This is a genomic window from Streptomyces sp. NPDC056600 (assembly GCF_042792855.1).
Classification (GTDB): Bacteria; Actinomycetota; Actinomycetes; order Streptomycetales; family Streptomycetaceae; genus Streptomyces.
Genome location: NZ_JBHTVQ010000080.1, coordinates 1 through 25242, shown reverse-complemented (window position 1 = coordinate 25242; position 25242 = coordinate 1). Strand labels below are relative to the sequence as shown.

25 protein-coding genes and 1 riboswitch are annotated in these 25242 nt (G+C 73.4%); of the genes, 20 read left to right on the top strand and 5 right to left on the bottom strand.

The features are described 5' to 3' along the window. Positions 1-119: 119 nt before the first annotated feature. Entirely contained in the window at positions 120-251 is a 132-nt protein-coding gene (locus tag ACFRAV_RS28365; RefSeq protein ID WP_351115060.1) for an LPFR motif small protein, read from the bottom strand. A gap of 115 nt (positions 252-366) precedes the next feature. Then, positions 367-1107 carry an enoyl-CoA hydratase/isomerase family protein gene (locus tag ACFRAV_RS28360; protein ID WP_382559525.1) on the bottom strand — a complete coding sequence of 247 codons (741 nt, stop codon included), beginning with the start codon at positions 1105-1107 and terminating at the stop codon, positions 367-369. A gap of 67 nt (positions 1108-1174) precedes the next feature. On the opposite strand from ACFRAV_RS28360, the gene ACFRAV_RS28355 reads away from it, so the two are divergent. Together ACFRAV_RS28355 and ACFRAV_RS28350 are read left to right on the top strand one after the other, a co-directional pair. Continuing rightward, on the top strand, positions 1175-1885 hold the full coding sequence (locus ACFRAV_RS28355; protein WP_382559523.1) for an HdeD family acid-resistance protein: 711 nt from the start codon (positions 1175-1177) through the stop codon (positions 1883-1885). A gap of 182 nt (positions 1886-2067) precedes the next feature. Beyond that, the gene (locus ACFRAV_RS28350) at positions 2068-2574 is read left to right on the top strand and encodes an ATP-binding protein (protein WP_382559530.1); all 507 of its coding nucleotides are present in this window, start codon (positions 2068-2070) and stop codon (positions 2572-2574) included. A 21-nt stretch (positions 2575-2595) separates the two neighbouring features. On the opposite strand, the gene idi is transcribed toward ACFRAV_RS28350, so the two are convergent. After that, positions 2596-3171, bottom strand: coding sequence for an isopentenyl-diphosphate Delta-isomerase (idi, locus tag ACFRAV_RS28345; RefSeq protein WP_382559521.1), 576 nt, complete (start codon positions 3169-3171; stop codon positions 2596-2598). Between the two features lie 76 nt (positions 3172-3247). Then, entirely contained in the window at positions 3248-4192 is a 945-nt protein-coding gene (locus tag ACFRAV_RS28340; protein WP_382559519.1) for a cation diffusion facilitator family transporter, read from the bottom strand. Positions 4193-4492: 300 nt separating this feature from the next. On the opposite strand from ACFRAV_RS28340, the gene ACFRAV_RS28335 reads away from it, so the two are divergent. The 17 genes from ACFRAV_RS28335 (at position 4493) to ACFRAV_RS28255 (ending at position 22733) form a co-directional block, all read left to right on the top strand. Then, positions 4493-6328, top strand: a complete 1836-nt coding sequence (locus tag ACFRAV_RS28335) for a DUF5941 domain-containing protein (protein ID WP_382559517.1) — start codon at positions 4493-4495, stop codon at positions 6326-6328. Further along, the gene (locus ACFRAV_RS28330; RefSeq protein WP_382559515.1) at positions 6325-7077 is read left to right on the top strand and encodes a sugar phosphate nucleotidyltransferase; all 753 of its coding nucleotides are present in this window, start codon (positions 6325-6327) and stop codon (positions 7075-7077) included. The genes ACFRAV_RS28335 and ACFRAV_RS28330 overlap by 4 nt, the downstream gene beginning before the upstream one ends. Beyond that, on the top strand, positions 7065-8129 hold the full coding sequence (locus ACFRAV_RS28325) for an iron-containing alcohol dehydrogenase family protein (RefSeq protein ID WP_351115069.1): 1065 nt from the start codon (positions 7065-7067) through the stop codon (positions 8127-8129). The genes ACFRAV_RS28330 and ACFRAV_RS28325 overlap by 13 nt, the downstream gene beginning before the upstream one ends. Next, positions 8107-8892 carry a CDP-alcohol phosphatidyltransferase family protein gene (locus ACFRAV_RS28320; protein WP_382559512.1) on the top strand — a complete coding sequence of 262 codons (786 nt, stop codon included), beginning with the start codon at positions 8107-8109 and terminating at the stop codon, positions 8890-8892. Before ACFRAV_RS28325 ends, ACFRAV_RS28320 begins: the two co-directional genes overlap by 23 nt. A gap of 131 nt (positions 8893-9023) precedes the next feature. Continuing rightward, the gene (locus tag ACFRAV_RS28315) at positions 9024-9878 is read left to right on the top strand and encodes a glycosyltransferase family 2 protein (RefSeq protein ID WP_382559528.1); all 855 of its coding nucleotides are present in this window, start codon (positions 9024-9026) and stop codon (positions 9876-9878) included. A gap of 117 nt (positions 9879-9995) precedes the next feature. Next, positions 9996-10925 (top strand): ABC transporter permease, encoded by a 930-nt coding sequence (locus ACFRAV_RS28310; protein WP_382559510.1) that lies wholly within the window; start codon positions 9996-9998, stop codon positions 10923-10925. Then, on the top strand, positions 10918-11697 hold the full coding sequence (locus ACFRAV_RS28305) for an ABC transporter ATP-binding protein (protein ID WP_351115072.1): 780 nt from the start codon (positions 10918-10920) through the stop codon (positions 11695-11697). The genes ACFRAV_RS28310 and ACFRAV_RS28305 overlap by 8 nt, the downstream gene beginning before the upstream one ends. 327 nt (positions 11698-12024) lie before the next feature. Next, on the top strand, positions 12025-12924 hold the full coding sequence (hpnC, locus tag ACFRAV_RS28300) for a squalene synthase HpnC (protein ID WP_382559508.1): 900 nt from the start codon (positions 12025-12027) through the stop codon (positions 12922-12924). After that, the gene (gene hpnD / locus ACFRAV_RS28295; RefSeq protein WP_382559505.1) at positions 12921-13871 is read left to right on the top strand and encodes a presqualene diphosphate synthase HpnD; all 951 of its coding nucleotides are present in this window, start codon (positions 12921-12923) and stop codon (positions 13869-13871) included. Before hpnC ends, hpnD begins: the two co-directional genes overlap by 4 nt. A 115-nt stretch (positions 13872-13986) precedes the next feature. Beyond that, complete coding sequence (gene hpnE / locus ACFRAV_RS28290) at positions 13987-15438, top strand: hydroxysqualene dehydroxylase HpnE (protein ID WP_382559503.1); 1452 nt, start codon at positions 13987-13989, stop codon at positions 15436-15438. A 56-nt stretch (positions 15439-15494) separates the two neighbouring features. Next, entirely contained in the window at positions 15495-16577 is a 1083-nt protein-coding gene (locus ACFRAV_RS28285) for a polyprenyl synthetase family protein (protein WP_382559501.1), read from the top strand. A 100-nt stretch (positions 16578-16677) separates the two neighbouring features. Then, positions 16678-18684, top strand: a complete 2007-nt coding sequence (shc, locus tag ACFRAV_RS28280) for a squalene--hopene cyclase (RefSeq protein WP_382559499.1) — start codon at positions 16678-16680, stop codon at positions 18682-18684. Continuing rightward, positions 18684-19358 (top strand): 1-hydroxy-2-methyl-2-butenyl 4-diphosphate reductase, encoded by a 675-nt coding sequence (locus ACFRAV_RS28275; protein ID WP_382559496.1) that lies wholly within the window; start codon positions 18684-18686, stop codon positions 19356-19358. Before shc ends, ACFRAV_RS28275 begins: the two co-directional genes overlap by 1 nt. A 6-nt stretch (positions 19359-19364) precedes the next feature. After that, entirely contained in the window at positions 19365-20438 is a 1074-nt protein-coding gene (gene hpnH / locus ACFRAV_RS28270) for an adenosyl-hopene transferase HpnH (protein WP_382559494.1), read from the top strand. Next, positions 20435-21814 (top strand): aspartate aminotransferase family protein, encoded by a 1380-nt coding sequence (locus ACFRAV_RS28265; protein WP_382559492.1) that lies wholly within the window; start codon positions 20435-20437, stop codon positions 21812-21814. Before hpnH ends, ACFRAV_RS28265 begins: the two co-directional genes overlap by 4 nt. Before the next feature lie 113 nt (positions 21815-21927). After that, positions 21928-22578 (top strand): helix-turn-helix domain-containing protein, encoded by a 651-nt coding sequence (locus ACFRAV_RS28260; protein WP_382559489.1) that lies wholly within the window; start codon positions 21928-21930, stop codon positions 22576-22578. Beyond that, the gene (locus ACFRAV_RS28255; RefSeq protein ID WP_382559487.1) at positions 22575-22733 is read left to right on the top strand and encodes a DUF6126 family protein; all 159 of its coding nucleotides are present in this window, start codon (positions 22575-22577) and stop codon (positions 22731-22733) included. The genes ACFRAV_RS28260 and ACFRAV_RS28255 overlap by 4 nt, the downstream gene beginning before the upstream one ends. A 91-nt stretch (positions 22734-22824) precedes the next feature. Here ACFRAV_RS28255 and ACFRAV_RS28250 read toward each other — a convergent pair whose 3' ends face one another. Next, positions 22825-23622, bottom strand: a complete 798-nt coding sequence (locus ACFRAV_RS28250; protein WP_382559485.1) for a tyrosine-protein phosphatase — start codon at positions 23620-23622, stop codon at positions 22825-22827. A 454-nt stretch (positions 23623-24076) separates the two neighbouring features. Continuing rightward, positions 24077-24241: riboswitch (cyclic di-AMP (ydaO/yuaA leader) on the top strand. Positions 24242-24245: 4 nt separating this feature from the next. Between ACFRAV_RS28250 and ACFRAV_RS28245 the strand changes: the two genes are divergently transcribed. Continuing rightward, entirely contained in the window at positions 24246-25097 is an 852-nt protein-coding gene (locus ACFRAV_RS28245; RefSeq protein ID WP_382559483.1) for a peptidoglycan DD-metalloendopeptidase family protein, read from the top strand. Positions 25098-25242: the final 145 nt, after the last annotated feature.

The following is a 25242-nucleotide window of genomic DNA, read 5'->3' as shown; positions in this document are numbered from 1 at the left end:
GCGCACGCCGCCCGCTGGGGCGTCGAGGCCCGGCCGCGGGGGCCGGGCCTTCGCGCGTTTCTCGCGCTCACGACGCGCGCACAGGGGCGCTCATGGCACGCTCACGACGGGACGCGCGCTCAGGCGCGACGACCGTGCGCCGTGGAGGAGGCGCCGCCGAAGAGGCGGGCGACGGCTCGGAAGGGCAGTGTCACCACGGTGGCGATGGCACTGCCGATCTGACGGAGAACGTCCGCGACAGCTCGGAACACGTTGGTCACCTTCCCTCGCTCTGCCCGGCCGGAAGTCCCGGCGCCGGGGAACCTACAGGTAACCGGCCTCGCCACGGACATGCCTGATCGGTCCCGGAAGGTGCCGGGCGGCCGGTCAGTGCGGCCAGGTGAAGAAGGCGCCGCGGCGCTCCAGGAAGGCGGCGACCCCCTCCTCGAGATCCCTGCTGGCGCGGGCCGCCGCGGCCCAGTGGGCGTCCCGGTCGGTGCGTCCGTCGGCGAACTCCTTGGCCGCCGCCTGGGTGAGCCGCGAACGGGAGACCAGGATCCGGGCGAACTCCTCCACCCGGGCCGCGAGCCGTCCGGCCGGCAGCAGCTCGTCCACCAGACCGGTCCGCAGGGCCCGCTCCCCGTCGACGAGCTCCCCGGAGAACAGCAGGTACTTCGCGCCCGAGGGTCCCACCAGCGACACCAGCCGCCGGGTGGAGGAGGACGGGTAGACGATCCCCAGCTTGGCCGGCGTCACCCCGAAGAGCGCGCCCTCCTCGGCGAACCGCAGGTCACAGGCGGCCGCCAGCTGCGTGCCGCCGCCCACGCAGTGGCCGCGCACCGCCGCGAGCGTCGGCTTCGGGAACGCGGCCAGCGCCTCCTCCGCCTCCAGCGAGAGCCGCTGCGCCACCTCCGCGGTGTCGCGCAGCCCCGAGATGTCCGCGCCCGCGCAGAAGGTGGCTCCCTCGCCGGTGAGCACCAGGACCCGCACGGCGTCGTCGAGCGCCAGCGTCTCCAGCAGCGGCGGCAACGCCCGCCACATCGCGTCGGTCATGGCGTTGCGCCGGGCGGGATGGCTGATCACGACGGTGGCGACGCCGTCGGCGACGCTGTGCGACAGATGGGGCATGCCGCGGATGGTACCGGCGGGCTGGGTACTCGGCCCGGCACGAGGGACACCCGGCGAGGAGGCCGTGATGAGCAGGATCAGGGCGAAGGACGAGCGGACGCGGATCAACCGGAGCTTCGGCTGGCTGGCCGTCCTCGGCGTGGCGCTGGTGATCGCGGGGGTCGTCGGCCTCGTCTACACGGGTCTGGCGACCCTCACCAGCATGCTGCTGTTCGGCTGGCTGCTGCTGATCGGCGGCGTGGTGGGCCTCGGGCACGCGGTGCAGGCCCGGGGCACCGGCTTCTTCTGGCTGGGCGTGGTGGTCGCGGCGCTGAACATCGCGGCCGGCGTGGTGATCCTCGTGCGGCCCGACGCGGCGGCGGTCTCGCTGACCCTGTTCGCGGCGCTGCTGTTCCTCACCGGCGGGGTGTTCCGCATCGTCGGCAGTCTCGTGGTGCGCGGGCCGCAGTTCGGCTGGACCCTGGTGCAGGGCGCCTTCGGTCTGCTGCTGGGCATCCTGGTGCTGAACTCCTGGCCGAGCGACAGCCGCTACGTCCTGGCCACCTTCTTCTCGCTGGCGCTGCTCTTCGACGGACTGGGGCTGGTCGCCACCGGCTTCGGCGGCCGCAACGTGGTGGGGATGGTGACCGAGGCCGAACGCGCCGACCGCGGACGCAGCCTCGGGGGCGACGCCTACTACGCGGGCCGCTCGGACGCGGAGCGGAACGTGTCCGAGGGGGAGCGGACCGGCCCGGAGGACGGGCGTCGCGGCGCAGGAGGGGACGTTCCGCCCCAATAAGCGGAAGAGTTCGCGAAGCTTCCCCAGGCGCGCAGGAGCGATCCTGCAACCGCCCTTGGCATACGCCCATCGGTCGACATCCGTCGATAGTGATCGTTTTCTGGACAGCGTGCGGGCGATGACCTGCCGGTTCCCACACTCGACGTGTGGTGACAGTCGAGCACGAGGGTGGGGGCCGGACGATGGAGGACCCAGGGCGCGGAGACGATCCGGGCCCACGAGGCCCCGTGGAGGCGGCGACCGCGCCCCCCGGGGCGCACGCCCCCTACGAAGGCGTGTGGAGGTTCACCGCACCGGCCGTGGACGCCTCGGTGCCGCAGGCGCGCCGTGCCGTGCGGGACCTGCTGCGGCGCCAGGGAGTGCCGGCCGCCGAGGAGGTGGTCGACGGCCTGCTGCTGATCGTCTCGGAGCTGGTCACCAACGCCGTCCGCCACGCCGCTCTGCTCTCACCCGTCCTGGCGGTGGAGGTCGCGGTCGGCGCGGAGTGGATCAGGGTCTCCGTCGAGGACAGCCACCCCTACCGGCCCACCGCGCTGATCGCCGACACCGGCCAGACCGGCGGCCGCGGCCTGCTGCTGGTGCGCGAGACCACCCGCGAGTTCGGCGGAGCCTGCGAGGTGGAGCACACCGCCGCGGGCGGGAAGATCATCTGGGCGGCCCTGCCGCTCCGCCCGCCCGTCCGCTACTGAGGACCGCGCGGGCGACGGCGGCTACCAGCCGGCCGAAGGACCGGTGAGCTCGCGGACCGCGGGGCGCGCCGCGTCGAGGACGGTCATGAACCACGCCGAGAAGGGATCGGCGTCGTGCCGCTTCTCCAGCTCCTCGGGGGTGACGAACGCGATGTCGCCCACCTCCTCCGGGTCCGGGTCGAGGCGGCCGCGGACCAGGCCGACGAAGAGATGGTTGAACTCCTGCTCCACCAGGCCCGAGGCCGGGTCCGGGTGGTTGTAGCGGACCGTCCCCGCCTCGGCGAGCAGCGCGGGGGAGACGCCCAGCTCCTCGAAGGTGCGGCGCGCGGCCGCGGCGAACGGGGCCTCGCCCGGGTAGGGGTGGCCGCAGCAGGTGTTGGACCACACGCCGGGGGAGTGGTACTTGCCCAGCGCGCGCTGCTGCAGCAGCAGCCGCCCGCGGTTGTCGAAGAGGAAGACGGAGAACGCGCGGTGCAGCAGACCGGGCGCCTGGTGCGCCGTGAGTTTCTCCTCCGTGCCGATGGTCACGCCCTGCTCGTCGACCAGCTCCAGCAGGATGGTCTCGTCCGTCGTCGTCTTCACAGGTGTGCTCGGCATGACCCCTAGTCTGCCGTACGCGACCCCGTGGCGAGGGCGCGGCACCGCCGACCGGACCCCGCGCGCCGGAGTGCGGTCAATGGCACAGACGCGCCTCGCGCGCCGCGTGGCCCGCCGGTTCGAGCTGGAAGGTGCAGTGCTCCACGTCGAAGTGCGAGCCCAGACAGGACTGCAGGTCGCGCAGCATCCGCTCGTGTCCCCTGCCCTCCAGCGCCTCGGGGCCGACCACCACGTGCGCCGACAGCACCGGCAGTCCCGAGGTGATCGTCCACACGTGCAGGTCGTGCACGTCGTCCACGCCCGGCAGCGCCAGTAGGTGCGCGCGCACCTGGGCCATGTCGACGTCGCGCGGGGCGGCCTCCAGCAGCACGTCCACCGTCTCGCGCAGCAGCCGCCAGGCGCGGGGCACGATCATCAGCGCGATCACCAGGGAGGCGACGGGGTCGGCGGCCTGCCAGCCGGTGAGCAGCACCAGCCCGGCCGAGACCAGTACCGCGACCGACCCCAGCGCGTCGGCGGCGACCTCGAGGAAGGCGCCGCGCACGTTCAGGCTCTCCTTGCGGCCGCCCATCAGCAGCAGGAGCGAGACCAGGTTCGCCACCAGGCCCACCGCGCCGAAGACCAGGGTCAGGCCGCCCTCCACCTCGGCCGGCTCCAGCAGCCGGCCAACGGCCTCGACCACCACGTAACCGCCCACCCCGAAGAGCAGGAGACAGTTGGCCAGCGCCGCCAGGATCTCCGCGCGGGCCAGCCCGAAGGTGTGGTGACCGCTCGCCGGGCGGCCCGCGAAACGGATCGCCAGCAGCGCCATGCCCAGCCCCAGCGCGTCGGTGGCCATGTGGGCGGCGTCCGCGACCAGGGCGAGGGAGCCCGCGAGCACGCCTCCGGTCACCTCGGCCGCGGTCACCAGCAGCGTGATCGCCAGGGCCGCCCGCAGCCGGCCGCGGTGCGCCGCGGTCACCGTGGCGGCGGGCCCGGCGCCCCCGCCGTGATGGTGCCCGTGCTGATGTCCGGCCCCCATGGAAACCGCCCTCCGTGATCGCCGCCGCCCCCGGGTGACCGGGGAACGCCGCCTTCCGCCGACCGTTGCCGCCCCCAGTCAACTACCTCCGGTCGCCCGGGGCAAAGCGACGCTGAACACCGTTGTCATATCCTTTGACCTGCGCAAACGCCCGGCGTCCTGCCTGCCGCCGGGCGGGCGGTGATCGCGGAGCTCCGGCGATCCGATAACCTCTGCCGACACGCCCCGGCCGCCTCGCCGGGCGGGCCACCACGTATGCCGCCGGCGCGCCGCAGCGCCGCACCCAGGGAGTGAGTACGGTTGCCGACCGCCATCGTCACCGGTCCGCCGGTTCCCGGATCTTCCTTGGCGGACGATCTCGGATCCCTCGGATTCGAGGTGAGGACCGCCGCAGACGTGGGTGAGACGGAGGCACTGCTCGCCGCCGTCCCCGGCGACCGCCGCGTCGCCCTCGTCGACGCCCGGTTCATGGGCCACCTGCACGCCCTGCGCCTGGGTCTCACCGACCCCCGGTTCCCGGTCTCCGCGATCGAGGGCGCCGTCTCGGTGAAGCCGCAGGCGCGCCAGGCGCTCACCCGGGCCGTCGCCCGGGCCAGCTCCGCCGCCGTGGACGCCGGGGACGCCCCCGCGCCCGGCGACGCCGTCACGGTCGCCGACCGCACGCTGGCCGACCGGCTCGCCGCCGCCCTCGAGACGGACGGCGAGCAGGTGCACCGCCCCGAGCTGGGCAGCCTCGTGGCGGCCACCCCCGCGGACCCGCAGAGCCGGCACGCCACCCGTGAGGCCCTCGCCGCCGTCGACGAGGAGTCGGTCCGGCTGCGCTCCGCGGTGAAGGCCCGCGACGGCTTCGTCACGACCTTCCTGATCAGCCCCTACTCCAAGTACGTCGCCCGCTGGTGCGCCCGCCGGGGACTGACCCCCAACCAGGTCACCACCGCCTCGCTACTCACCGCGCTGATCGCCGCCTCCTGCGCCGCCACCGGCACCCGCGGCGGATTCGTCGCGGCCGGCGTCCTGCTGATCGCCTCGTTCGTCCTGGACTGCGCGGACGGGCAGCTCGCCCGCTACTCGCTCCAGTACTCGACGCTGGGCGCCTGGCTCGACGCCACCTTCGACCGGGCCAAGGAGTACGCCTACTACGCGGGCCTCGCCCTGGGCGCCGCCCGCGGCGGCGACGACGTCTGGGCGCTGGCCCTGGGCGCGATGGTCCTGCAGACCTGCCGGCACGTGGTCGACTTCTCCTTCAACGAGGCCAACCACGACGCCCAGGCCAACACCAGCCCCACCGCGGCGCTCTCCGACAAGCTGGACAACCTCGGCTGGACGGTCTGGCTCCGCCGCATGATCGTCCTGCCGATCGGCGAACGCTGGCTGATGATCGCCGTGCTCACCGCGCTGACCACGCCCCGCGTCACCTTCGTGGTGCTGCTGATCGGCTGCGCCGTCGCCGCCTGCTACACCACCGCCGGCCGCCTGCTGCGCTCGGTGACCCGCAAGGCGCGCCGCACCGACCGCGCCGCCGCCGCGCTGGCGGACCTGACCGACAGCGGCCCCCTGGCGCAGGCCGTGGCCCGGGTCACCCGTCGTCTCGTCCCGTCCGGCTGCGCCCCGTTCGCCGCCGCCGCGGGCGCGCTGCTCGTGGTGATCCTCGCCGCAGTGTGCGGCGCCTCGTGGATCACCGTCGCCGGCGCCGCCGGCTACGCAGTGCTGGCCGGCGTGGCCGTCGCCCGGCCCCTGATGGGCGCGCTGGACTGGCTCGTTCCCCCCTTCTTCCGCGCCGCCGAGTATGGCGTCGTTCTGCTGCTCGCGGCCCAATCCGAGGTGAACGGAGCGCTTCCGGCGGCTTTCGGGCTGGTGGCGGCGGTCGCCTACCATCACTACGACACGGTGTACCGCATCCGCGGGAACGCCGGAGCGCCCCCGCACTGGCTGGTGCGGGCGGCGCTGGGCCACGAGGGCCGCATCCTCGTGGTCACCGTGCTCGCCGCACTGCTCACCGCGGCGCAGTTCCCGGTCGCGCTCACGGCGCTCGCCGTGGCCGTGGCCGCCCTGGTGCTCCTGGAGAGCATCCGCTATTGGGTGTCCGCCCACCGGGCCGGCGCACCCGCTGTACACGACGAAGGAGAACCCGCATGATCGGCCTCGTGCTGGCGGCAGGCGCCGGACGCCGCCTGCGCCCCTACACGGACACCCTTCCCAAGGCTCTGGTGCCCGTGGGGCCCGAGGGCAACGAGGACAGCCTCACCGTCCTCGACCTGACCCTCGGCAACTTCGCCGAGATCGGCCTCACCGAGGTGGCGATCATCGTCGGGTACCGCAAGGAGGCCGTCTACGAGCGCCGCGAGGCGCTCGAGGCCAAGTACGGTGTCAAGATCACCCTGATCGACAACGACAAGGCCGAGGAGTGGAACAACGCCTACTCCCTGTGGTGCGGCCGTGACGCCCTCAAGGACGGCGTCATCCTCGCCAACGGCGACACCGTCCACCCGGTCTCCGTGGAGAAGACGCTGCTCGCCGCCCGCGGCGAGGGCAAGAAGATCATCCTCGCCCTCGACACGGTGAAGAACCTCGCCGACGAGGAGATGAAGGTCGTCGTCGACCCCGAGAAGGGCGTCCGCAAGATCACCAAGCTGATGGACCCGGCGGAGGCCACCGGCGAGTACATCGGTGTCACCCTGATCGAGGGCGACGCGGCCGCCGAGCTCGGCGACGCGCTGAAGACGGTCTGGGAGACGGACCCGCAGCAGTTCTACGAGCACGGCTACCAGGAGCTGGTCAACCGCGGCTTCAAGATCGACGTCGCGCCGATCGGCGAGGTCGCGTGGGTCGAGATCGACAACCACGAGGACCTGGCCCGTGGGCGGGAGATCGCGTGCCGCTACTGACGAGGCTCATTCCGTCGCCGGTCGTCGTCGACATCCGGTCCGGGGCCTTGGACGACCTGGCGGCGATCCTGTCCGACCAGCGGATCTCGTCCTCGGGCAAGCTGGCCTTCGCCATCAGCGCCGGCTCCGGTCAGGCGCTGAGGGAACGGTTCGCTCCCGCGATGCCGCAGGCGGACTGGTTCGACGACGCGGACGGCACCATCGACGGCGCCGTCCGGCTGGCCGACTCCATCAAGCGCAAGGGCCGCTACGACGCGGTCGTCGCGCTCGGTGGGGGCAAGGTGGTCGACTGCGCCAAGTACGCGGCCGCCCGGGTCGGGCTGCCGCTGGTCGCGGTCGCCACCAACCTGGCCAACGACGGACTGTGCTCGCCGGTGGCCACGCTGGACAACGACGCGGGCCGCGGCTCGTACGGTGTCCCGAACCCCATCGGCATCGTCATCGACCTGGACATAATCCGCCAGGCGCCGCCGCAGTTCGTGCGGGCCGGCATCGGCGACGTGATCTGCAAGATCTCGGCCGTGGCGGACTGGGAGCTGTCCCAGCGGGTGAACGGCGAGAAGGTGGACGGCCTGGCCGCCGCGATGGCACGGCAGGCCGCCGAGGCCGTGCTGCGTCATCCCGGCACCATCGCGGACGACCAGTTCCTCGCCACCCTGTCGGAGTCGCTGGTGCTCTGCGGCATCTCGATGTCGGTGGCGGGCGACTCGCGCCCCGCCTCCGGCGCGTGCCACGAGATCAGCCACGGGTTCGACCTGCTCTTCCCGAAGCGGGCCGCCGCCCACGGCGAGCAGTGCGGCCTGGGCGGCGCGTTCGCCACCTACCTGCGGGGTGACGTGGCGACCGCGGGCGAGATGGCCGAGTGCCTGCGCCGTCACGACCTGCCGGTGCTGCCGGAGGAGATCGGCTTCTCCATGGAGGAGTTCGTCAAGGTCGTGGAGTTCGCGCCGGAGACCCGTCCCGGCCGCTACACGATCCTCGAGCACCTCGACCTCCGGACCGACCAGATCAAGGACGCGTACGCCGACTATGTCAAGGCCATCGGTAGCTGAACTGCGGCCCGTCGTCCACCCCGAAGGGGTGAAGGACCGGCGCAGCGGTGAGCACTGGGCGGGTCGTCTCTACATGCGGGAGATCTCGCTGCGGGTCGACCGTTACCTGGTGAACACCCGGGTGACGCCCAACCAGCTCACCTACCTGATGGTGGTGGCGGGCGTCCTGGCGGGCGCGGCACTCCTGGTGCCGGGTCTCGCCGGGGCGCTCCTCGGCGCCCTGCTGATCCAGCTGTACCTCCTGCTGGACTGCGTCGACGGGGAGATCGCCCGCTGGCGCGGGCAGACCTCGGTCACCGGGGTCTACCTCGACCGCGTCGGCCACTACCTGTCCGAGGCCGCACTGCTGGTCGGCTTCGGCCTGCGCGGCGCCGACCTGTGGGACGGGGCGGAGAGCCCCGAGTGGCTGTGGGCCTTCCTCGGCACCCTGGCCGCCTTGGGCGCCATCCTGATCAAGGCCGAGACGGACCTGGTCGACGTGGCGCGCAGCCGCAGCGGCCTGACCGCCGTGAAGGACGAAGCCGCCGCGCCCCGCTCCTCCGGCCTCGCGCTGGCCCGCCGGGTGGCGGCCGCGCTCAAGTTCCACCGGCTGGTCGGCGGCGTGGAGGCGAGCCTGTTCGTCCTCGCCGTCGCGATCGCCGACCTGATCGCCGGCGGCGGTCTCTTCTGGACCCGCCTCGGCATCGCCGTGCTGGCAGGCATCGCGATCCTGCAGACCCTGCTGCACCTCGTGTCCATCCTCGCCTCGAGCAGACTGCGGTGAGCGCCTCCGTGAATTCCGTGAACCCCGTGCACTCCGTGAACGAAGCCCCGAAGGACGCCGTGACCGGCCCTCAGCCCGACGCCGCCCCCGCGGGCCGCCGGCCCGCCAAGGTGGGCGCGGTGATCATCACCATGGGCAACCGCCCGGCCGAGCTGCGCGCGCTGCTCGACTCGGTGGCCCGCCAGGAGGGCGACCCGATCGAGGTCGTCGTGGTGGGCAACGGAGCACCCGTGCCCGACGTCCCCGAAGGCGTGCGGACCGTCGAGCTGCCCGAGAACCTGGGCATCCCCGGCGGACGCAACGTCGGCATCGAGGCCTTCCGCTCCGCGGGGGCCGACGGTTATGACGTCGATATCCTGCTCTTCCTGGACGACGACGGCCTGCTCGCCCGCACCGACACCGCCGAGCTGTGCCGCCAGGCGTTCGAGGCCGACCCGCGGCTGGGCATCATCAGCTTCCGGATCGCCGATCCCGACACCGGGGTGACGCAGCGCCGGCACGTCCCGCGGCTGCGCGCCTCCGACCCGATGCGCTCGTCGCGGGTCACCACCTTCCTCGGCGGGGCCAACGCGGTGCGCACCGAGGTCATGGCCCAGGTGGGCGCGCTGCCCGGCGACTTCTTCTACGCCCACGAGGAGACCGACCTCGCCTGGCGCGCCCTGGACGCCGGCTGGATGATCGACTACCGGGCCGACATGGTCCTGTACCACCCCACCACGGCCCCCTCCCGGCACGCCGTCTACCACCGCATGGTGGCGCGCAACCGGGTCTGGCTCGCCCGCCGCAACCTGCCCGCCCTCCTCGTCCCGGTCTACCTGGGGGTGTGGACGGCGCTCACGCTGCTGCGGACCCGCGACGGCGCCGCGCTCAAGGCGTGGCTGGGCGGCTTCAAGGAGGGCTGGACCACTCCGTGCGGCCCCCGCCGTCCGATGCGGTGGAGCACCGTGTGGAGGCTGACCCGACTGGGCCGGCCCCCGGTCATCTGAGACGCTCGTCGCAGCGGGGGGAGCGGGCGGCCCGTACCCTCGGCCGTGCCCGGTCCCCCGCCGGGACGCCGTGCCCGTCGAGACGCCGTATCCATCGAGACAGCGAGAGTTCGAGCAGTGAGTGAGTCAACGCATGACGGCCCGGTCGCGGTCGGCCCGCGCCCGTCGCCCGACGACGGCCTGACGGCGGCGGAGCTCGCCGCCAAGTACGGCCTGACCGTGAGCGGCGCCCGGCCCTCCATCCCGGCGTACGTGCGTCAGCTGTGGAACCGCCGGCACTTCATCGTGGCCTTCTCCCGGGCGAAGCTGTCCGCTCAGTACAGCCAGGCCAAGCTCGGCCAGCTCTGGCAGGTGGTGACGCCGCTGCTGAACGCGCTGGTCTACTACCTGATCTTCGGGCTCATCCTGAACGCGGGCCGCGGCCTGCCCAAGGACGTGTACATCCCGTTCCTGGTGACCGGCGTGTTCGTGTTCACCTTCACCCAGACGTCGGTGATGTCCGGCGTGCGGGCGATCTCCGGGAACCTGGGCCTGGTGCGCGCCCTGCACTTCCCGCGCGCCTCGCTGCCCGTCTCCTTCGCCCTCCAGCAGCTGCAGCAGCTGCTGGTGTCGATGCTCGTGCTCTTCGCGGTCGTCATCGCCTTCGGCAGCCGGCCCTCGCTGTCCTGGCTGCTGATCGTGCCCGCGCTGGTCCTCCAGTTCGGCTTCAACACCGGTCTGGCCCTGATCATGGCGCGGGCCGGGGCGCACACCCCCGACCTGGCCCAGCTCATGCCGTTCGTCACCCGGACCTGGATGTACGCCTCCGGCGTGATGTTCTCCATCCCGGCCATGCTCGCGGACAAGCCGCAGTGGATCGCGGACGTCCTGCAGTGGAACCCGGCCGCCGTCTACATGGACCTGATCCGCTTCGCGCTGATCGACGGCTACGGCTCGGAGAACCTCCCGCCGCACGTGTGGGCGGTGGCGCTGGGCTGGGCCGTGCTGGTCCTGGCCGGCGGCTTCGTGTACTTCTGGAAGGCGGAGGAGAGGTACGGCCGTGGCTGAACAGCGCGAGGACGCCCATGTCCCGACCGTGATCGCGGACGAACTGCACATCGTCTACAAGGTCAACGGCGCCCGCAAGGGCAAGGGCAGCGCCACCGCCGCGCTCTCGCGCATCATGCGCCGGGGCGAGGAGCGGGGCGTCCGCGAGGTGCACGCGGTGCGCGGCGTCTCCTTCACCGCCTACAAGGGCGAGGCCATCGGCCTCATCGGTTCCAACGGCTCGGGCAAGTCGACCCTGCTGCGGGCCATCGCCGGCCTGCTGCCGGCCGAGCGCGGCCGGGTGTACACCCACGGCCAGCCCTCCCTGCTGGGCGTCAACGCCGCCCTGATGAACGACCTGACCGGCGAGCGCAACGTGATACTCGGCGGCCTCGCCATGGGGATGTCGCGCGAGCAGATCCGCGAGCGCTACCAGGAGATCGTCGACTTCTCCGGCATCAACGAGAAGGGCGACTTCATCACGCTGCCGATGCGGACGTACTCCTCCGGCATGGCGGCGCGGCTGCGGTTCTCCATCGCCGCGGCCAAGGACCACGACGTGCTGATGATCGACGAGGCGCTGGCCACCGGGGACCGGAAGTTCCAGAAGCGCTCCGAGGCGCGCATCCGCGAACTGCGCAAGCAGGCCGGCACCGTCTTCCTGGTCAGCCACAACAACAAGTCGATCCGCGACACCTGCGACCGGGTGCTGTGGCTGGAGCGGGGCGAGCTGCGGATGGACGGACCCACCGAAGAGGTCCTCAAGGAGTACGAGAAGTTCACCGCCAAGTGACACCGCGTCGCCCCCGCGGCGTCCGCCCCGCGCGGGCGCGGCGCTGCGGCCTGCGGCGCGAGCCAGGGGGCACGCTCGGGGCCGCGGTGACCGTGGGTGACCCCCCTGCGTGCGCGCGCCGACGCGCCACGTAGGCTGGGGCGACGCCGCAATCACGGCAAGCGACGACGAAACGGCGTATATCTCGCACTTCGCACGCCTCGCCCTGCGCTCGGCGTGTCCGAAATAGTGCGATTTAGATCCACAGTGTAGAACGGGAGACATGACGGCAATGGCTACGGAAGTGTCCCGACCCGTAGGGTCCGCCGTCCCCGTCCAGGGCCGCGCGTGGTGAGGCGAGCGGCAGCGCCGCGTGCCGGGGACGGCACCCTCGTCAAGGCGGCCGACGAGAACTTCCCGGTGGCGCCCTTCTTCCTGCCCCGCGCGTGGCGTGAGGACCTGATGGCCGTCTACGGCTTCGCCCGTCTGGTCGACGACATCGGCGACGGCGACCTGGCCCCCGGCGGCGAGGACGCCCGACTGCTCGGCGTCGCCCCCGCCGACGCGGACGACCGGCTCCTGATGCTCGACGCCCTGGAGGCCGACCTGGGCCGCCTGTTCGGCGCGGAGCGGCCCCGCCATCCGCTGATCGCGCACCTCGCCCCCACGGTGCGCCGGACCGGCCTCACCCCCGAGCCGTTCCTCGGCCTGGTCGCCGCCAACCGGCAGGACCAGGAGGTCACCCGGTACGAGACCTGGGACGACCTGCTCGCCTACTGCGAACTGTCGGCCAACCCGGTGGGCCGCCTGGTGCTCGCCGTCACCGGCACCGCCACCCCCGAACGGATCCGCCGCTCCGACGCGGTGTGCACCGCCCTCCAGGTCGTCGAGCACCTCCAGGACGTCCGCGAGGACCTGGAGCGGGGCCGGATCTACCTGCCGCTGCAGGACATGAAACGTTTTCACGTCGACGAGGCCGCCCTGGCCGCCCCCACCGCAGGCGCCTCCGTGCGCGCGCTGATCGCCTTCGAGGCGCAGCGCGCGCGGACGCTGCTCGACGAGGGCGTCCCCCTGGTGGCGAGCGTCTCCGGACGCCTGCGGCTGCTGCTGGCCGGTTTCACCGCCGGAGGCCGGGCGGCGCTGGCCGCCGTCGCCGCCGCCGGGTTCGACGTGCTGCCCGGTCCGCCGAAGCCCGGCAAGGTACGCCTGCTGCGCGAGGCGGGCGTGATCCTGCGAGGAGAGAGGTGATCGGGACCGTGGACCTGGAGCAAGACGTCCCCGCGCCGGTGCTCGCCGCCTACAGCTACTGCGAGACCGTCACCGGACAACAGGCGCGCAACTTCGCCTACGGCATCCGGCTGCTGCCCGAGGCCAAACGCCGTGCCATGTCGGCCCTGTACGCCTTCTCCCGGCGCGTGGACGACATCGGCGACGGCGACCTGCCCGACGAGGTCAAGGCGCTCCGGCTGAAGGAGACCCGGGCTCTGCTCGCCCGGGTCCGCGACGGCGAGATCGACGAGTACGAGACCGACCCGGTGGCGGTGGCCCTGGCGCACGCGGCGCGGGTCTTCCCGATACCGCTGGACGGCCTGGACGAGCTGATCGACGGCGTGGTGATGGACGTCCACGGCGCGACCTACGAGACCTGGGACGACCTCGCCCTGTACTGCCGCTGCGTGGCGGGGGCGATCGGCCGCCTCTCCCTCGGGGTGTTCGGCGCCGATGCGGGGGCGCGCGACGTCGGACGCGCGGCCGAGTACGCCGACACCCTCGGTCTCGCGCTCCAGCTCACCAACATCCTGCGCGACGTCCGCGAGGACGCCGAGGGCGGCCGCGTCTACCTGCCCGCCGAGGACCTGGCCAAGTTCGGCTGCTCCGCCGGATTCGACGGGCCGACCCCGCCGGCCGGCTCGGACTTCGCCGGGCTCGTCCACTTCGAGGTCCGCCGGGCGCGCGCCCTGTTCGCCGAGGGCTACCGGCTGCTGCCCATGCTGGACCGGCGCAGCGGCGCCTGCGTCGCCGCCATGGCCGGCATCTACCGTCGGCTGCTGGACCGCATCGAGCGCGACCCGCTCGCCGTGCTGCGCGGCCGGGTCTCGCTGCCCGGCCGGGAGAAGGCGTACGTCGCCGTACGCGGCCTGTCCGGCCTCGACGCACGCACCGTCACCCGGCGCGACGCCAGGAGGACTTCCTGATGGGATCCCCGGAGTGCGGGCGCACCGGAGCCCGGGCGGCCTTCGCGGCCGTCCGCGCGCCGGGCGGCCCCGGCCGCCCGCCGCGGACCGCCCCGGGTGCGGGGGAGGGGACGCGATGACCCGCACCGCCACGAGCCGCGCCGCCGCGGCGGGCGACGCCGTCGTCGTGGGCGGAGGACTGGCCGGCGTCACCGCCGCGCTGTCCCTCGCCGACTCCGGGGTCCGCGTCACCCTGCTGGAGGGCCGCCCCCGGCTCGGCGGCCTCGCCTTCTCCTTCCGCCGGGGCGAGCTGACCGTCGACAACGGACAGCACGTGTACCTGCGCTGCTGCACCGCCTACCGCTGGTTCCTCGACCGCGTCGGCGGCGCCGCGCTCGCGCCGCTGCAGGAACGTCTCGACGTGCCCGTCCTGGACGTCGCGCGCCCCCCGGGCCGCCGGCTGGGACGCCTGCGGCGCGACCCGCTGCCGGTGCCGCTGCACCTGGGCCGCAGCCTCACCGCCTACCCCCATCTCTCGCTCGCCGACCGCGCCCGGGTGGGCCGCGCGGCCGCCGCGCTGTACCGGCTCGACCCCGCCGACCCGGCCCTGGACGCACGCGACTTCGGCGGCTGGCTGGCCGAGCACGGGCAGTCGCCGCGCGCCGTCGAGGCGCTGTGGGACCTCATCGGCGTCGCCACCCTCAACGCCCGCGCCGACGACGTCTCGCTGGCCCTGGCCGCCATGGTGCTGCGCACCGGGCTGCTCTCCGGAGCGGGCGCCTCCGACATCGGATGGGCCCGCGTCCCGCTCGGCGAGCTCCACGACACCCTGGCCCGCCGCGCGCTGGAGGAGGCGGGCGTCCAGGTCCTCACCCGCGCCCGGGCGACCGCCCTGGAGCGCCGCGAGGACGGCCGCTGGCGGGTCGCCCTCGCCGAAGGCGCGGGCGGCGCGCGGACCCTCGCGACCGACGCCGTCGTCCTGGCCGTACCGCCCCGCGAGACCCACGGTCTGCTGCCCGGCGGCGCCCTCGAGGACGCCGGACGGCTCCTGGAGATCGGGCACTCGCCCATCCTCAACGTGCACGTCGTCTACGACCGCAAGGTCCTCGACGCGCCGTTCGTCGCCGCCCTCGGCACCCCGATCCAGTGGGCGTTCGACCGCACCGAGGCCTCCGGGCTCACCGAGGGCCAGTACCTGGCGCTCTCCCAGTCCGCGGCCGACGAGGACATCGACGCCCCGGTCGCCGACCTGCGCGCCCGGTACCTGCCCGAGCTGGAGAGACTGCTCCCGCTCACCCGTACGGCCCAGGTGCGGGACTTCTTCGTCACCCGGGAGCGCACCGCCACCTTCGCCCCCGCCCCCGGCGTCGGGCGGCTGCGGCCCGGCGCGCGCACCCGGCTGCCCGGCCTGGCCCTGGCCGGAGCGTGGACCGCGACCGGCTGGCCCGCCACCATGGAGGGCGCGGTCCGCAGCGGCGTGACGGCGGCCGACGCCGCCCTGGCCTCCCTGGGCCGTACCTGCCTCGTCCGCCACGCCTTCGCACCCGACCCGGCGCCCGCCGGGACCCTCCCGGGAGCCGTCGCGTGAGCGCCCGCGCCGCCGAAGGCGCTCCCCCCATCCCTGTCACCCCACGAGGAGAGATCGTGCCCACTGTGCCCCCGGCCGAGAAGGCCGCCGACGCGGTGAACGTGACCGCGCTGCTGGAGCGCGGCCGGACGCTGGCCACGCCGGTGCTCAGGGCCGCCGTGGAGCGTCTCGCGCCGCCCATGGACACCGTCGCCGCCTACCACTTCGGCTGGATCGACGCCGCGGGCAACCCGGCCGCCGGTGACGGCGGCAAGGCGGTCCGTCCCGCGCTCGCGGTGATGTCCGCCGAGGCCGCCGGCGCCGACCCCGAGGTCGGCGTCCCCGGAGCCGTCGCCGTGGAGCTGGTCCACAACTTCTCGCTGCTGCACGACGACCTGATGGACGGCGACGAGCAGCGCCGCCACCGCGACACCGTGTGGAAGGTGCACGGCCCCGCCCAGGCCATCCTGGTGGGCGACGCGCTGTTCGCCCTCGCCAACGAGGTCCTGCTGGAGCTCGGCACCGTCGAGGCCGGCCGCGCCACCCGCCGGCTCACCGCCGCCAGCCGCGCCCTGATCGACGGTCAGGCCCAGGACATCTCCTACGAGCACCGCGAGCGGGTCACCGTCGACGAGTGCCTGGAGATGGAGGGCAACAAGACCGGCGCCCTGCTCGCCTGCGCCTGCTCCATCGGCGCCGTCCTCGGCGGCGCCGACGACCGCACCGCCGACGCCCTCGAGCGCTACGGCTACCACCTCGGCCTCGCCTTCCAGGCCGTCGACGACCTCCTCGGCATCTGGGGCGACCCGCAGTCCACCGGCAAGCAGACCTGGAGCGACCTGCGCCAGCGCAAGAAGTCCCTGCCGGTGGTGGCGGCCCTCGCCGCCGGCGGCCCCGCCTCGGAGAAGCTGGGGGCGATCCTCGCCGCCGACGCCAAGACCGCCGACCTGCGCCCCGCCGACTCCGAGGACTTCTCCGAGGAGGAGTTCGCCTCCCGCGCCGCGCTCATCGAGGAGGCCGGCGGCCGCGCCTGGACCGCCGACGAGGCCCGCCGTCAGCACGCCGTCGCCGTCGCGGCCCTCGACGAGGTGCGGATGCCCACCCAGGTGCGGGAACAGTTCGTGGCGCTCGCCGACTTCGTGGTGGTTCGCACGAGATGATCCCGGAAGGTCCTCGCATCGCGTAGTCGCCGGCGGCTTCCCCCGGGAGCCGGCCGACGGCGGACCCGCAGCAGCCACACCACTGCAGGAAGGGGAAGCCATGACCGCGACAACCGACGGAAGCACCGGCGCGCTGCCCTCACGCGCCGACCCGGCGGCCGGAGTCCTCCCGGCCGACCACGCCGCCCGTCCCCCCGGGGACGGGGCGGCCGGCCCACGGGAGGCCGCGGCCCTCGCCGCCCGGCGGGCCGCCGAGCACCTGCTGGCCACCCAGGACGCCGAGGGCTGGTGGAAGGGCGACCTGGAGACCAACGTCACCATGGACGCCGAGGACCTGCTGCTGCGTCAGTTCCTCGGCATCCTCGACGAGGACACCGTCCGCGCCGCCGCCCTCCACATCCGCGGCAAGCAGCGCGAGGACGGCGCCTGGGACACCTTCCACGGAGGGCCGGGCGACCTCTCCGCCACCGTCGAGGCCTACGTCGCCCTCCGGCTGGCGGGCGACGCGCCGGACGCCCCCCACATGGCACGCGCCGCCGCCTGGGTCCGCGCACAGGGCGGCATCGCCGCCACCCGCGTCTTCACCCGCATCTGGCTCGCGCTCTTCGGCTGGTGGCCGTGGCAGGACCTGCCGGAGCTGCCGCCCGAGCTGATGTTCCTGCCGAAGTGGTTCCCGCTCAACATCTACGACTTCGGCTGCTGGGCCCGGCAGACCATCGTGCCGCTCACCGTCGTCTCGGCGAAGCGCCCGGTGCGGCCGGCGCCTTTCGCCCTCGACGAGCTGCACACCGACCCCGCGCGGCCGAACCCGCCCCGGCCGCACGCCCCGCTCGCCGGCTGGGACGGCCTCTTCCAGCGGCTGGACGACGCGCTGCGCCGCTACCGCACCGCCGCCCCGCGGCCGCTGCGCCGCGCGGCGATGAACGCGGCCGGCCGCTGGATCGTCGAACGCCAGGAGAACGACGGCTGCTGGGGCGGCATCCAGCCCCCGCACGTCTACTCGCTGATCGCCCTCCACCTGCTCGGCTACGACCTCGGCCACCCGGTGATGCGCGCCGGCATCGAGGCCCTCGACCGCTTCGCGGTGCGGCGCGAGGACGGCGCACGGATGGTCGAGGCCTGCCAGTCGCCCGTCTGGGACACCTGCCTGGCCGTCATCGCCCTGGCCGACGCCGGGCTCCCGGCCGACCACCCCGCGCTGGTCAAGGCGGCCGACTGGATGCTCGGCGAACAGGTCGTGCGGCCCGGCGACTGGTCGGTGCGCAGACCCGGACTCCCGCCGGGCGGCTGGGCCTTCGAGTTCCACAACGACAACTACCCGGACATGGACGACACCGCCGAGGTGGTCCTCGCCCTGCGCCGGGTCCGCCACCACGACCCGGAGCGGGTGGAGCACGCCGTCGCCCGCGGGGTGCGGTGGAACCTCGGCATGCAGTCCGCCGGCGGCGGCTGGGGCGCCTTCGACGTGGACAACACCGGCGTGCTGCCCAACCGGCTGCCGTTCTGCGACTTCGGCGAGGTGATCGACCCGCCGTCCTCCGACGTCACCGCTCACGTGGTGGAGATGCTCGCCGTCGAGGGCCTCTCCGACGACCCCCGCACCCTGCGCGGCATCGACTGGCTGCTGCGCGAACAGGAGCCGGACGGCAGCTGGTTCGGCCGCTGGGGCGTCAACTACGTCTACGGCACCGGCTCCGTGGTGCCCGCGCTGGTCGCCGCCGGAGTGCACACCGGCCATGCCGCCGTCCGCCGCGCGGTCGCCTGGCTGCGCTCCGTGCAGAACGCCGACGGCGGCTGGGGCGAGGATCTGCGCTCCTACCGCGAGGCGGGATGGGCGGGCCGCGGCGACTCCACCGCCTCGCAGACCGCCTGGGCGCTGATGGCCCTGCTGTCCGCGGGGGAGCGGGAGAGCGCCGCCGTCGAACGGGGCGTCGCCTGGCTGGCCGCCACCCAGCGCGAGGACGGCACCTGGGACGAGCCCCAGTTCACCGGCACCGGTTTCCCGTGGGACTTCTCCATCAACTACCACCTCTACCGGCAGGTGTTCCCGCTCACCGCCCTCGGCCGGTACCTCCACGGGGAACCCTTCGCCGCGAAGGCCCGGTGATGAGCGCCTCGACCGGGCCGCCGGACCCGTCCGCGCCCGCCCCGCTGCTGGTCGCCTGCGCGCTCGGCATCGAGCAGGTCGCCCTGCGTGCCGGCGCCCGCCGCGCCGGCCGCGCGGGCGGGCCCGGCGGCCCCGTCACCGTGCTGCGCACCGGCATGGGCGCCGCCGCGGCCCGGCGCTCCCTGGCCCACGCCCTGGCCGGGGAGGCGCTGCGCGACGCGGCGGTCCTCGCCACCGGCTTCTGCGCCGGACTCGCCCCCGGCATGCACCCCGGCGACCTGGTGGTCGCCGAGGAGACCCGGGACGCCCGGGGGCGCGTGCGGTGCACCGGCGCCGCGACGCTGGTGAAGGAACTCACCCGGGCCCTGCCGGGCCGCACCGTCCACACCGGGGTGCTCGCCGGGACCGACCACGTGGTCCGCGGCGCCGAGCGGACGGCGCTGCGAGGCGGAGGTGCCGTCGCCGCCGACATGGAGTCCGCCGCCACCCTGCTCGCCGCCGTCGGCGCCGGAACCCGTCCGGTTGCCGCCGTCCGGGTGGTCGTGGACGCCCCGGAGCACGAACTTGTACGAATCGGGACGGTTCGGGGTGGAATAACGGCGTTCCATGTCCTTCGTCGCGTACTTCCCGCGTTCTTCGAATGGCACCGTTCCCTGCCGCCCCCCGAGAGGTGAGCCCAGATGGCCATGCCGCTGCGCCAGTCCGTCACGGTCGCTACTTACCTGGCCCGACAGAAGCTCCGCCGCCGGGACAAGTTCCCGCTCATCGTGGAACTCGAGCCGCTCTTCGCCTGCAACCTCAAGTGCGAGGGATGCGGCAAGATCCAGCACCCCGCCGGCATCCTCAAGCAGCGCATGCCGGTCGCCCAGGCCGTCGGCGCGGTCGTCGAGTCCGGCGCGCCCATGGTGTCCATCGCCGGCGGCGAGCCGCTGATGCACCCCCAGATCCACGAGATCGTCCGCCAGCTGGTGGACCGGCGCAAGTACGTCTTCCTCTGCACCAACGCCGTGCTGCTGCGCAAGAAGCTCGACCTGTTCACGCCCTCGCGGTACTTCGCCTTCGCGGTCCACATCGACGGCCTGCGCGAGCGGCACGACGCCTCGGTCGCCAAGGAGGGCGTCTTCGACGAGGCCGTGGAGGCCGTCAAGGAGGCCAAGCGGCGCGGCTTCCGCGTCACCACCAACTCCACGTTCTTCAACACCGACACCCCGCAGACCGTCGTCGAGGTCCTGGACTACCTCAACGACGAGCTCCAGGTGGACGAGATGATGATCTCGCCCGCCTACGCCTACGAGAAGGCCCCCGACCAGGAGCACTTCCTCGGCGTCGAGCAGACCCGCGAGCTGTTCCGCAAGGCATTCTCCGGCGGCAACCGCCGCCGCTGGCGCCTCAACCACTCGCCGCTCTTCCTGGACTTCCTGGAGGGCCGCGCCGACTTCGACTGCACCGCCTGGGCCATCCCCAACTACTCGCTCTTCGGCTGGCAGCGGCCGTGCTACCTGATGAGCGACGGCTACGTGCCCACCTACCGCGAGCTGGTCGAGGACACCGACTGGGACAAGTACGGCCGCGGCAAGGACCCCCGCTGCGCCAACTGCATGGCCCATTGCGGCTACGAGCCCACCGCCGTGCTGGCGACCATGGGATCGCTCAAGGAGTCGCTGCGGGCCCTGCGGGACACGGTGGCCACCAACCGGGCCAACCAGCCGCAGGAACGGGTGGTGGCGGCCACCGCCGTGAAGGAACTCCCGTGACGGAGTTCGACCTGGCGGCGCTGCTGGCCGACCGTGCGGGGGAGCGCTACGCCCTGCACGAGCGGCATCTCAACCACCAGCTCCCCCGGATGCTGCGCACCCTCGGCTTCGACAGGCACTACGACCGGGCCGAGGGCGCCTACTTCTTCGACAGCGAGGGAAACGACTACCTCGACATGCTCGCCGGGTTCGGCGTGATGGGCCTAGGCCGCCACCACCCGGTGGTCCTCAAGGCGCTCCACGACGTCCTCGACGCCCGGCTCGCCGACCTCACCCGCTTCGACTGTCCGCCGCTGCCGGGCCTGCTCGCCGAACGGCTGCTGGCCCACAGCCCGCACCTGGACCGCGTCTTCTTCTGCAACAGCGGCACCGAGGCCGTGGAGACGGCGCTGAAGTTCGCCCGCAGGGCCACCGGGCGGCCCAGGATCCTGCACTGCGACCACGCCTTCCACGGCCTGACGGCCGGCGCGCTGTCGGCCAACGGGGAACCGGGCTTCCGGGACGGCTTCGGGCCGCTGCTGCCGGGCACCGCCGTCCCGCTGGGCGACCTCGGCGCGCTCGAGCGGGAACTGGCCCGCGGGGACGTCGCCGCGCTGATCGTCGAACCCGTCCAGGGCAAGGGCGTGCACGAGGCGCCGCCCGGCTACCTGCGCGCCGCCCAGCGGCTGCTGCACCGGCACAAGGCGCTGCTGATCGCCGACGAGGTGCAGACCGGGCTCGGCCGCACCGGCGACTTCTACGCCTACCAGCACGAGGAGGGGGTGGAACCGGACCTGGTGTGCGTGGCCAAGGCGCTCTCGGGCGGCTACGTGCCGGTGGGGGCGGCGCTGGGCAGGGACTGGATCTTCAAGAAGGTGTACTCCTCCATGGACCGGGTGCTGGTCCACTCCGCCAGCTTCGGGTCCAACGCCCAGGCCATGGCCGCCGGGCTCGCCGTGCTCTCGGTGATCGAGAACGACCAGATCGTCGCGGGCGCCCGGGCCACCGGCGAACTGCTGCGGTCACGGCTGGCCGCGCTCACCGAGCGCTACGAGCTGCTGACGGCGGTCCGGGGCCGGGGCCTGATGATCGGCATCGAGTTCGGCCGCCCGCGCTCGCTGAAGCTGCGCGGGAGGTGGGCGCTGCTGCAGGCGGCCCGGAAGGGGCTCTTCGCCCAGATGGTGGTCGTGCCGCTGCTGCGGCGGCACCGCATCCTGACCCAGGTGTCCGGCGACCATCTGGAGGTGATCAAGCTGATCCCGCCCCTGATCATCGGGGAACGGGAGGTGGACCGCTTCGTGACCGCGTTCACCGCGGTGATGGACGAGGCGCACGAGGGCGGGCTCGTGTGGGACTTCGGACGTCAGCTGATGCGGCAGGCGGTCGCCAACCGCTGAGCCGGGCCCGGCGGCCCGCCGCCGGGCCGCGGTCTCCCGCCGCCGCGCGCGAGCTCTCTTGCCTCTGAGGCAAAGGATTTGCCCTGGAGGCAAGAGAGTGGCTGAATGGTGACATGCCCGCCGCAGCACAGGCCCCCGGCCCCGGGCCGGGAGACCTTCCCAGCGTAGCCCCGACGCTCCGCGCACTCCGGCACCGGACCGGCCTCACCCTCGAGGCCGCCGCCCGGGCCGCCGACCTCTCCCCGGCCCACCTCTCCCGCCTGGAGACCGGCCACCGCCAGCCGTCCCTGCCCGTCCTCCTCGGGCTCGCCCGCGTCTACGGCACCACCGTCTCGGAACTCCTCGGCGAGACCACCCCCGACCGCGAGGCCGTGGTGCGGGCGTCCGCGGCCGCGGAGACCCGGGCCGGCGGCTGGAGCTACTGGCCCGCCGGGGCGCCGGGACGCGCCATGCAGGCCCTGCGCGTCCGCATCCCGCACAGCGGCGGCCCCCAGGACCAGGTGGTCCGGGTCCACCCGGGGGAGGAGTGGCTGCACGTCCTCGCCGGAGGACTCCGCCTCCACCTGGGCGACACGTCCCACGTGCTCGGCCCCGGCGACAGCGCCCACTTCGACTCGCTCACCCCGCACCGCCTGGCCGCCGAGGGCCCCGACGGCGCCGAGCTCCTGTTCGTCCACACCCTGCTGCAGAGCCCCACGGCCGCCCTCTGCCTCGGACCCGAGGCGCCCGGCGGCCACCCGACCCCGTCCGGAGCGACGTCATGACGAACCCCGACAAGAACAACGCCCCCGACCGCAGGAACGTCGAGGACAAGTTCCCGCGCGCCCTGTGGATCCGCCTCTTCGTCTACATCGTGGCGGGCCACCTCTTCGCCGGCTTCATCTGGCTGCTCTTCGAGGCGGGCGCCCGCGCCAACTGAGCAGGGGCGCCGGCCCGGCCGGCGCGGGGCGAGGGCCCGGGAGCGGACGTCCGCCCCCGGGCCCTCGCGCCTGCGCCTTCGCGCCTGCACGTCAGTCGAGGAGCCGCCCGCACAGCCGCTCCCGCAGCTCCGGGGTCACGCCCAGGCCCCGCGTCAGGTAGGCGTCGACCCCGCCCCAGGTCTCCTCGATCGTCTCGAACGCCGTCCCCAGGTACTCGGGCCGCGCGTCGAACAACGGGCTCAGCAGCTCGGTGATCTCCGGCGTGTAGGGGTCCGAGGACTCGCCGCCGCGGTGCAGCTTGTAGCGCCGGTGCTTGGCCCCCGACTTCAGGTAGTCCTCGGTGATCGCGTCCCGCTCCACGCCCAGCGCCAGCAGCGTCACGGCGATCGACAGGCCCGCGCGGTCCTTGCCGGCCGAGCAGTGCATCAGGGCCGGAGCGCCGTCCTCGGCCAGCGAGCGCAGCACCCAGGAGTGCTCCTCGGTGCGGGTGAGGACGGTCTGCCGGTAGGACGCGATCATGCGCTGCGCCGCGCGGCCGTCGCCCAGCAGGGGCCGCAGCTCGTCCACCCCTCCGCGGCGGACCCGGCGCCAGAACTCGGCGCCGTCGGCCGGGTCGGACAGCGGCAGGCGCACCTCCTGGACCCCGGGCAGCGTGACGTCGGGCCCCTCCAGGCTCCGGTCCGCCTCGTTGCGGAAGTCGAAGACGGTGCGCAGGCCGAGGGAGGCGAGGAAGGCGGCGTCCTCGGCGGTCGCGCTCGCCAGATGGCCGCTGCGGTACAGGACCCCGGGCCTCACCTTGCGGCCGTCCGCCGTGGGCATCCCGCCCACGTCGCGAAAGTTGCGCACTCCGGCGAGCTGGGGCTCGGTCGACGGGGCCTGCTGCGTCACGGGGGGCTCCTCCCACTCGGCCCCGCCGGCGCGGCATCCGGCGGGTGCGCTCCGACGATACGACACGCGTCCCCAGGACATGGAGGGTGCCGCCGTCCCGGAGCCCGTGGTCACCTCCGCACGCGGACTGTTCCCATGCTGCGTAATTCGGGCAAAAGACTCTAATGGTGATTTGTCGGGGAAAAGGGTAACTCTCGTTCCCCGAGGGGTCCGTGGGGTACGTGCGGGTGAGCAGCCTCATACCGGTGACCGAGCGTCGTCGGCGCCGATGGTGCAACTGGGCCTCGCGGGGCGGGAGTTGTGAGAGGCTTGGCGACTCTCTGTGACCGTTTTGCCCTTAAGTGATCACAAAGAATGCACCTTCGTGGAAATCCGGCGCTTGTCCGGTTGCGCTCCGGTCGCTTACGTTCACCATCCGATCCGGACGGACGCCTAATCCTGCCGCCGCCCGGATCTCTCACACTCACCCGAGTAACCCGAGTACGGCAGGAGCGGGGGACCCACAGGTACACGCCTGTTCCGGTCTCCGGAACGGGCTTGGGGTAAAGCCGCGCACGGCGCGGCCGGGCATCTCCAGCCCGCACCCGACAGCTCACCTCGCAGGCGACGGAGAGGACAACGTCATGCCCGCGAAGCGTCAGCAGCACCGCCGTCCCACCGGCGTCCAGCGCCTCACCCGCTCCATCGCCGTCGCCGGAACGGGCGCCATGGTGCTCGGCCTGCCCCTGATGGGCTCCGCCACCGCCCATGCCGCCGCGCCGCAGAACGCGGCGCAGAGCGTGCCGGCCGCCGCGAAGAAGGCCGTCGGCCAGACCTACACGGTCAAGAAGGGCGACTCCCTCTCGAAGATCGCCGAGAAGAAGAAGGTCGCGGGCGGCTGGAAGAAGCTGTACAAGATCAACCGCGAGGCCGTCGGCGACAACCCGCGCCTGATCAAGCCCGGCACCAAGCTGGACCTCGGCAAGAAGGCGGCCGCCAAGCCCGCCAAGGCCGGAGCCACCGCGAAGGCCGCCCCCGCCAAGCCCGCCGCGCCGAAGACCACGGTCGCCGACGCCGCCGCCACGAGCGGCTACACCGCCCCCGTGGACGCCGCGAGCCTGGGCACCGCCTACCACACGCCCGGCGGCATGTGGTCCAGCGGCTACCACACCGGCTCCGACTTCGTGATCCCCACCGGCACCCCGATCAAGGCGATCGCCGCGGGCACCGTGGTGGCGGCCGGCGACGGCGGCGCCTACGGCAACCAGGTCGTCATCCAGCACGCCGACGGCATGTACTCCCAGTACGCCCACCAGTCGCAGCTGTCCGTCTCCGTCGGGCAGACCGTGACGGTCGGCCAGCAGATCGGCCTGTCCGGCGCCACCGGCAACGTGACCGGCCCGCACCTGCACTTCGAGGTCCGCACCAGCCCCGACTACGGCTCCGACGTCGATCCGGTGGCCTACCTCAACTCGCACGGGGTCAGCCTCGGCTGACGCCCCTGAGGAACCTCGCGGTCGCACGCGAACCGAGGGCCGGGCCCCCCCCCCGGGGGGGGGGGCCGGGGGGTTTTCGGGGCCCAACCCGGGTGTTTTTAAACCCGCGGCAACCCCCACCCACGGGCGCGGGGGAAAACACCCC

Bases quoted from the DNA above. Each gene is read 5' to 3' on its own strand.
- ACFRAV_RS28360 (WP_382559525.1), bottom strand. From the start codon at position 1,107: ATGCCCCATCTGTCGCACAGCGTCGCCGACGGCGTCGCCACCGTCGTG.
- ACFRAV_RS28355 (WP_382559523.1), top strand. From the start codon at position 1,175: ATGAGCAGGATCAGGGCGAAGGACGAGCGGACGCGGATCAACCGGAGC.
- ACFRAV_RS28350 (WP_382559530.1), top strand. From the start codon at position 2,068: ATGGAGGACCCAGGGCGCGGAGACGATCCGGGCCCACGAGGCCCCGTG.
- idi (WP_382559521.1), bottom strand. From the start codon at position 3,171: ATGCCGAGCACACCTGTGAAGACGACGACGGACGAGACCATCCTGCTG.
- ACFRAV_RS28340 (WP_382559519.1), bottom strand. From the start codon at position 4,192: ATGGGGGCCGGACATCAGCACGGGCACCATCACGGCGGGGGCGCCGGG.
- ACFRAV_RS28330 (WP_382559515.1), top strand. From the start codon at position 6,325: ATGATCGGCCTCGTGCTGGCGGCAGGCGCCGGACGCCGCCTGCGCCCC.
- ACFRAV_RS28320 (WP_382559512.1), top strand. From the start codon at position 8,107: ATGTCAAGGCCATCGGTAGCTGAACTGCGGCCCGTCGTCCACCCCGAA.
- ACFRAV_RS28315 (WP_382559528.1), top strand. From the start codon at position 9,024: ATGGGCAACCGCCCGGCCGAGCTGCGCGCGCTGCTCGACTCGGTGGCC.
- hpnE (WP_382559503.1), top strand. From the start codon at position 13,987: ATGACCCGCACCGCCACGAGCCGCGCCGCCGCGGCGGGCGACGCCGTC.
- shc (WP_382559499.1), top strand. From the start codon at position 16,678: ATGACCGCGACAACCGACGGAAGCACCGGCGCGCTGCCCTCACGCGCC.
- ACFRAV_RS28275 (WP_382559496.1), top strand. From the start codon at position 18,684: ATGAGCGCCTCGACCGGGCCGCCGGACCCGTCCGCGCCCGCCCCGCTG.
- hpnH (WP_382559494.1), top strand. From the start codon at position 19,365: ATGGCCATGCCGCTGCGCCAGTCCGTCACGGTCGCTACTTACCTGGCC.
- ACFRAV_RS28260 (WP_382559489.1), top strand. From the start codon at position 21,928: ATGCCCGCCGCAGCACAGGCCCCCGGCCCCGGGCCGGGAGACCTTCCC.
- ACFRAV_RS28255 (WP_382559487.1), top strand. From the start codon at position 22,575: ATGACGAACCCCGACAAGAACAACGCCCCCGACCGCAGGAACGTCGAG.
- ACFRAV_RS28245 (WP_382559483.1), top strand. From the start codon at position 24,246: ATGCCCGCGAAGCGTCAGCAGCACCGCCGTCCCACCGGCGTCCAGCGC.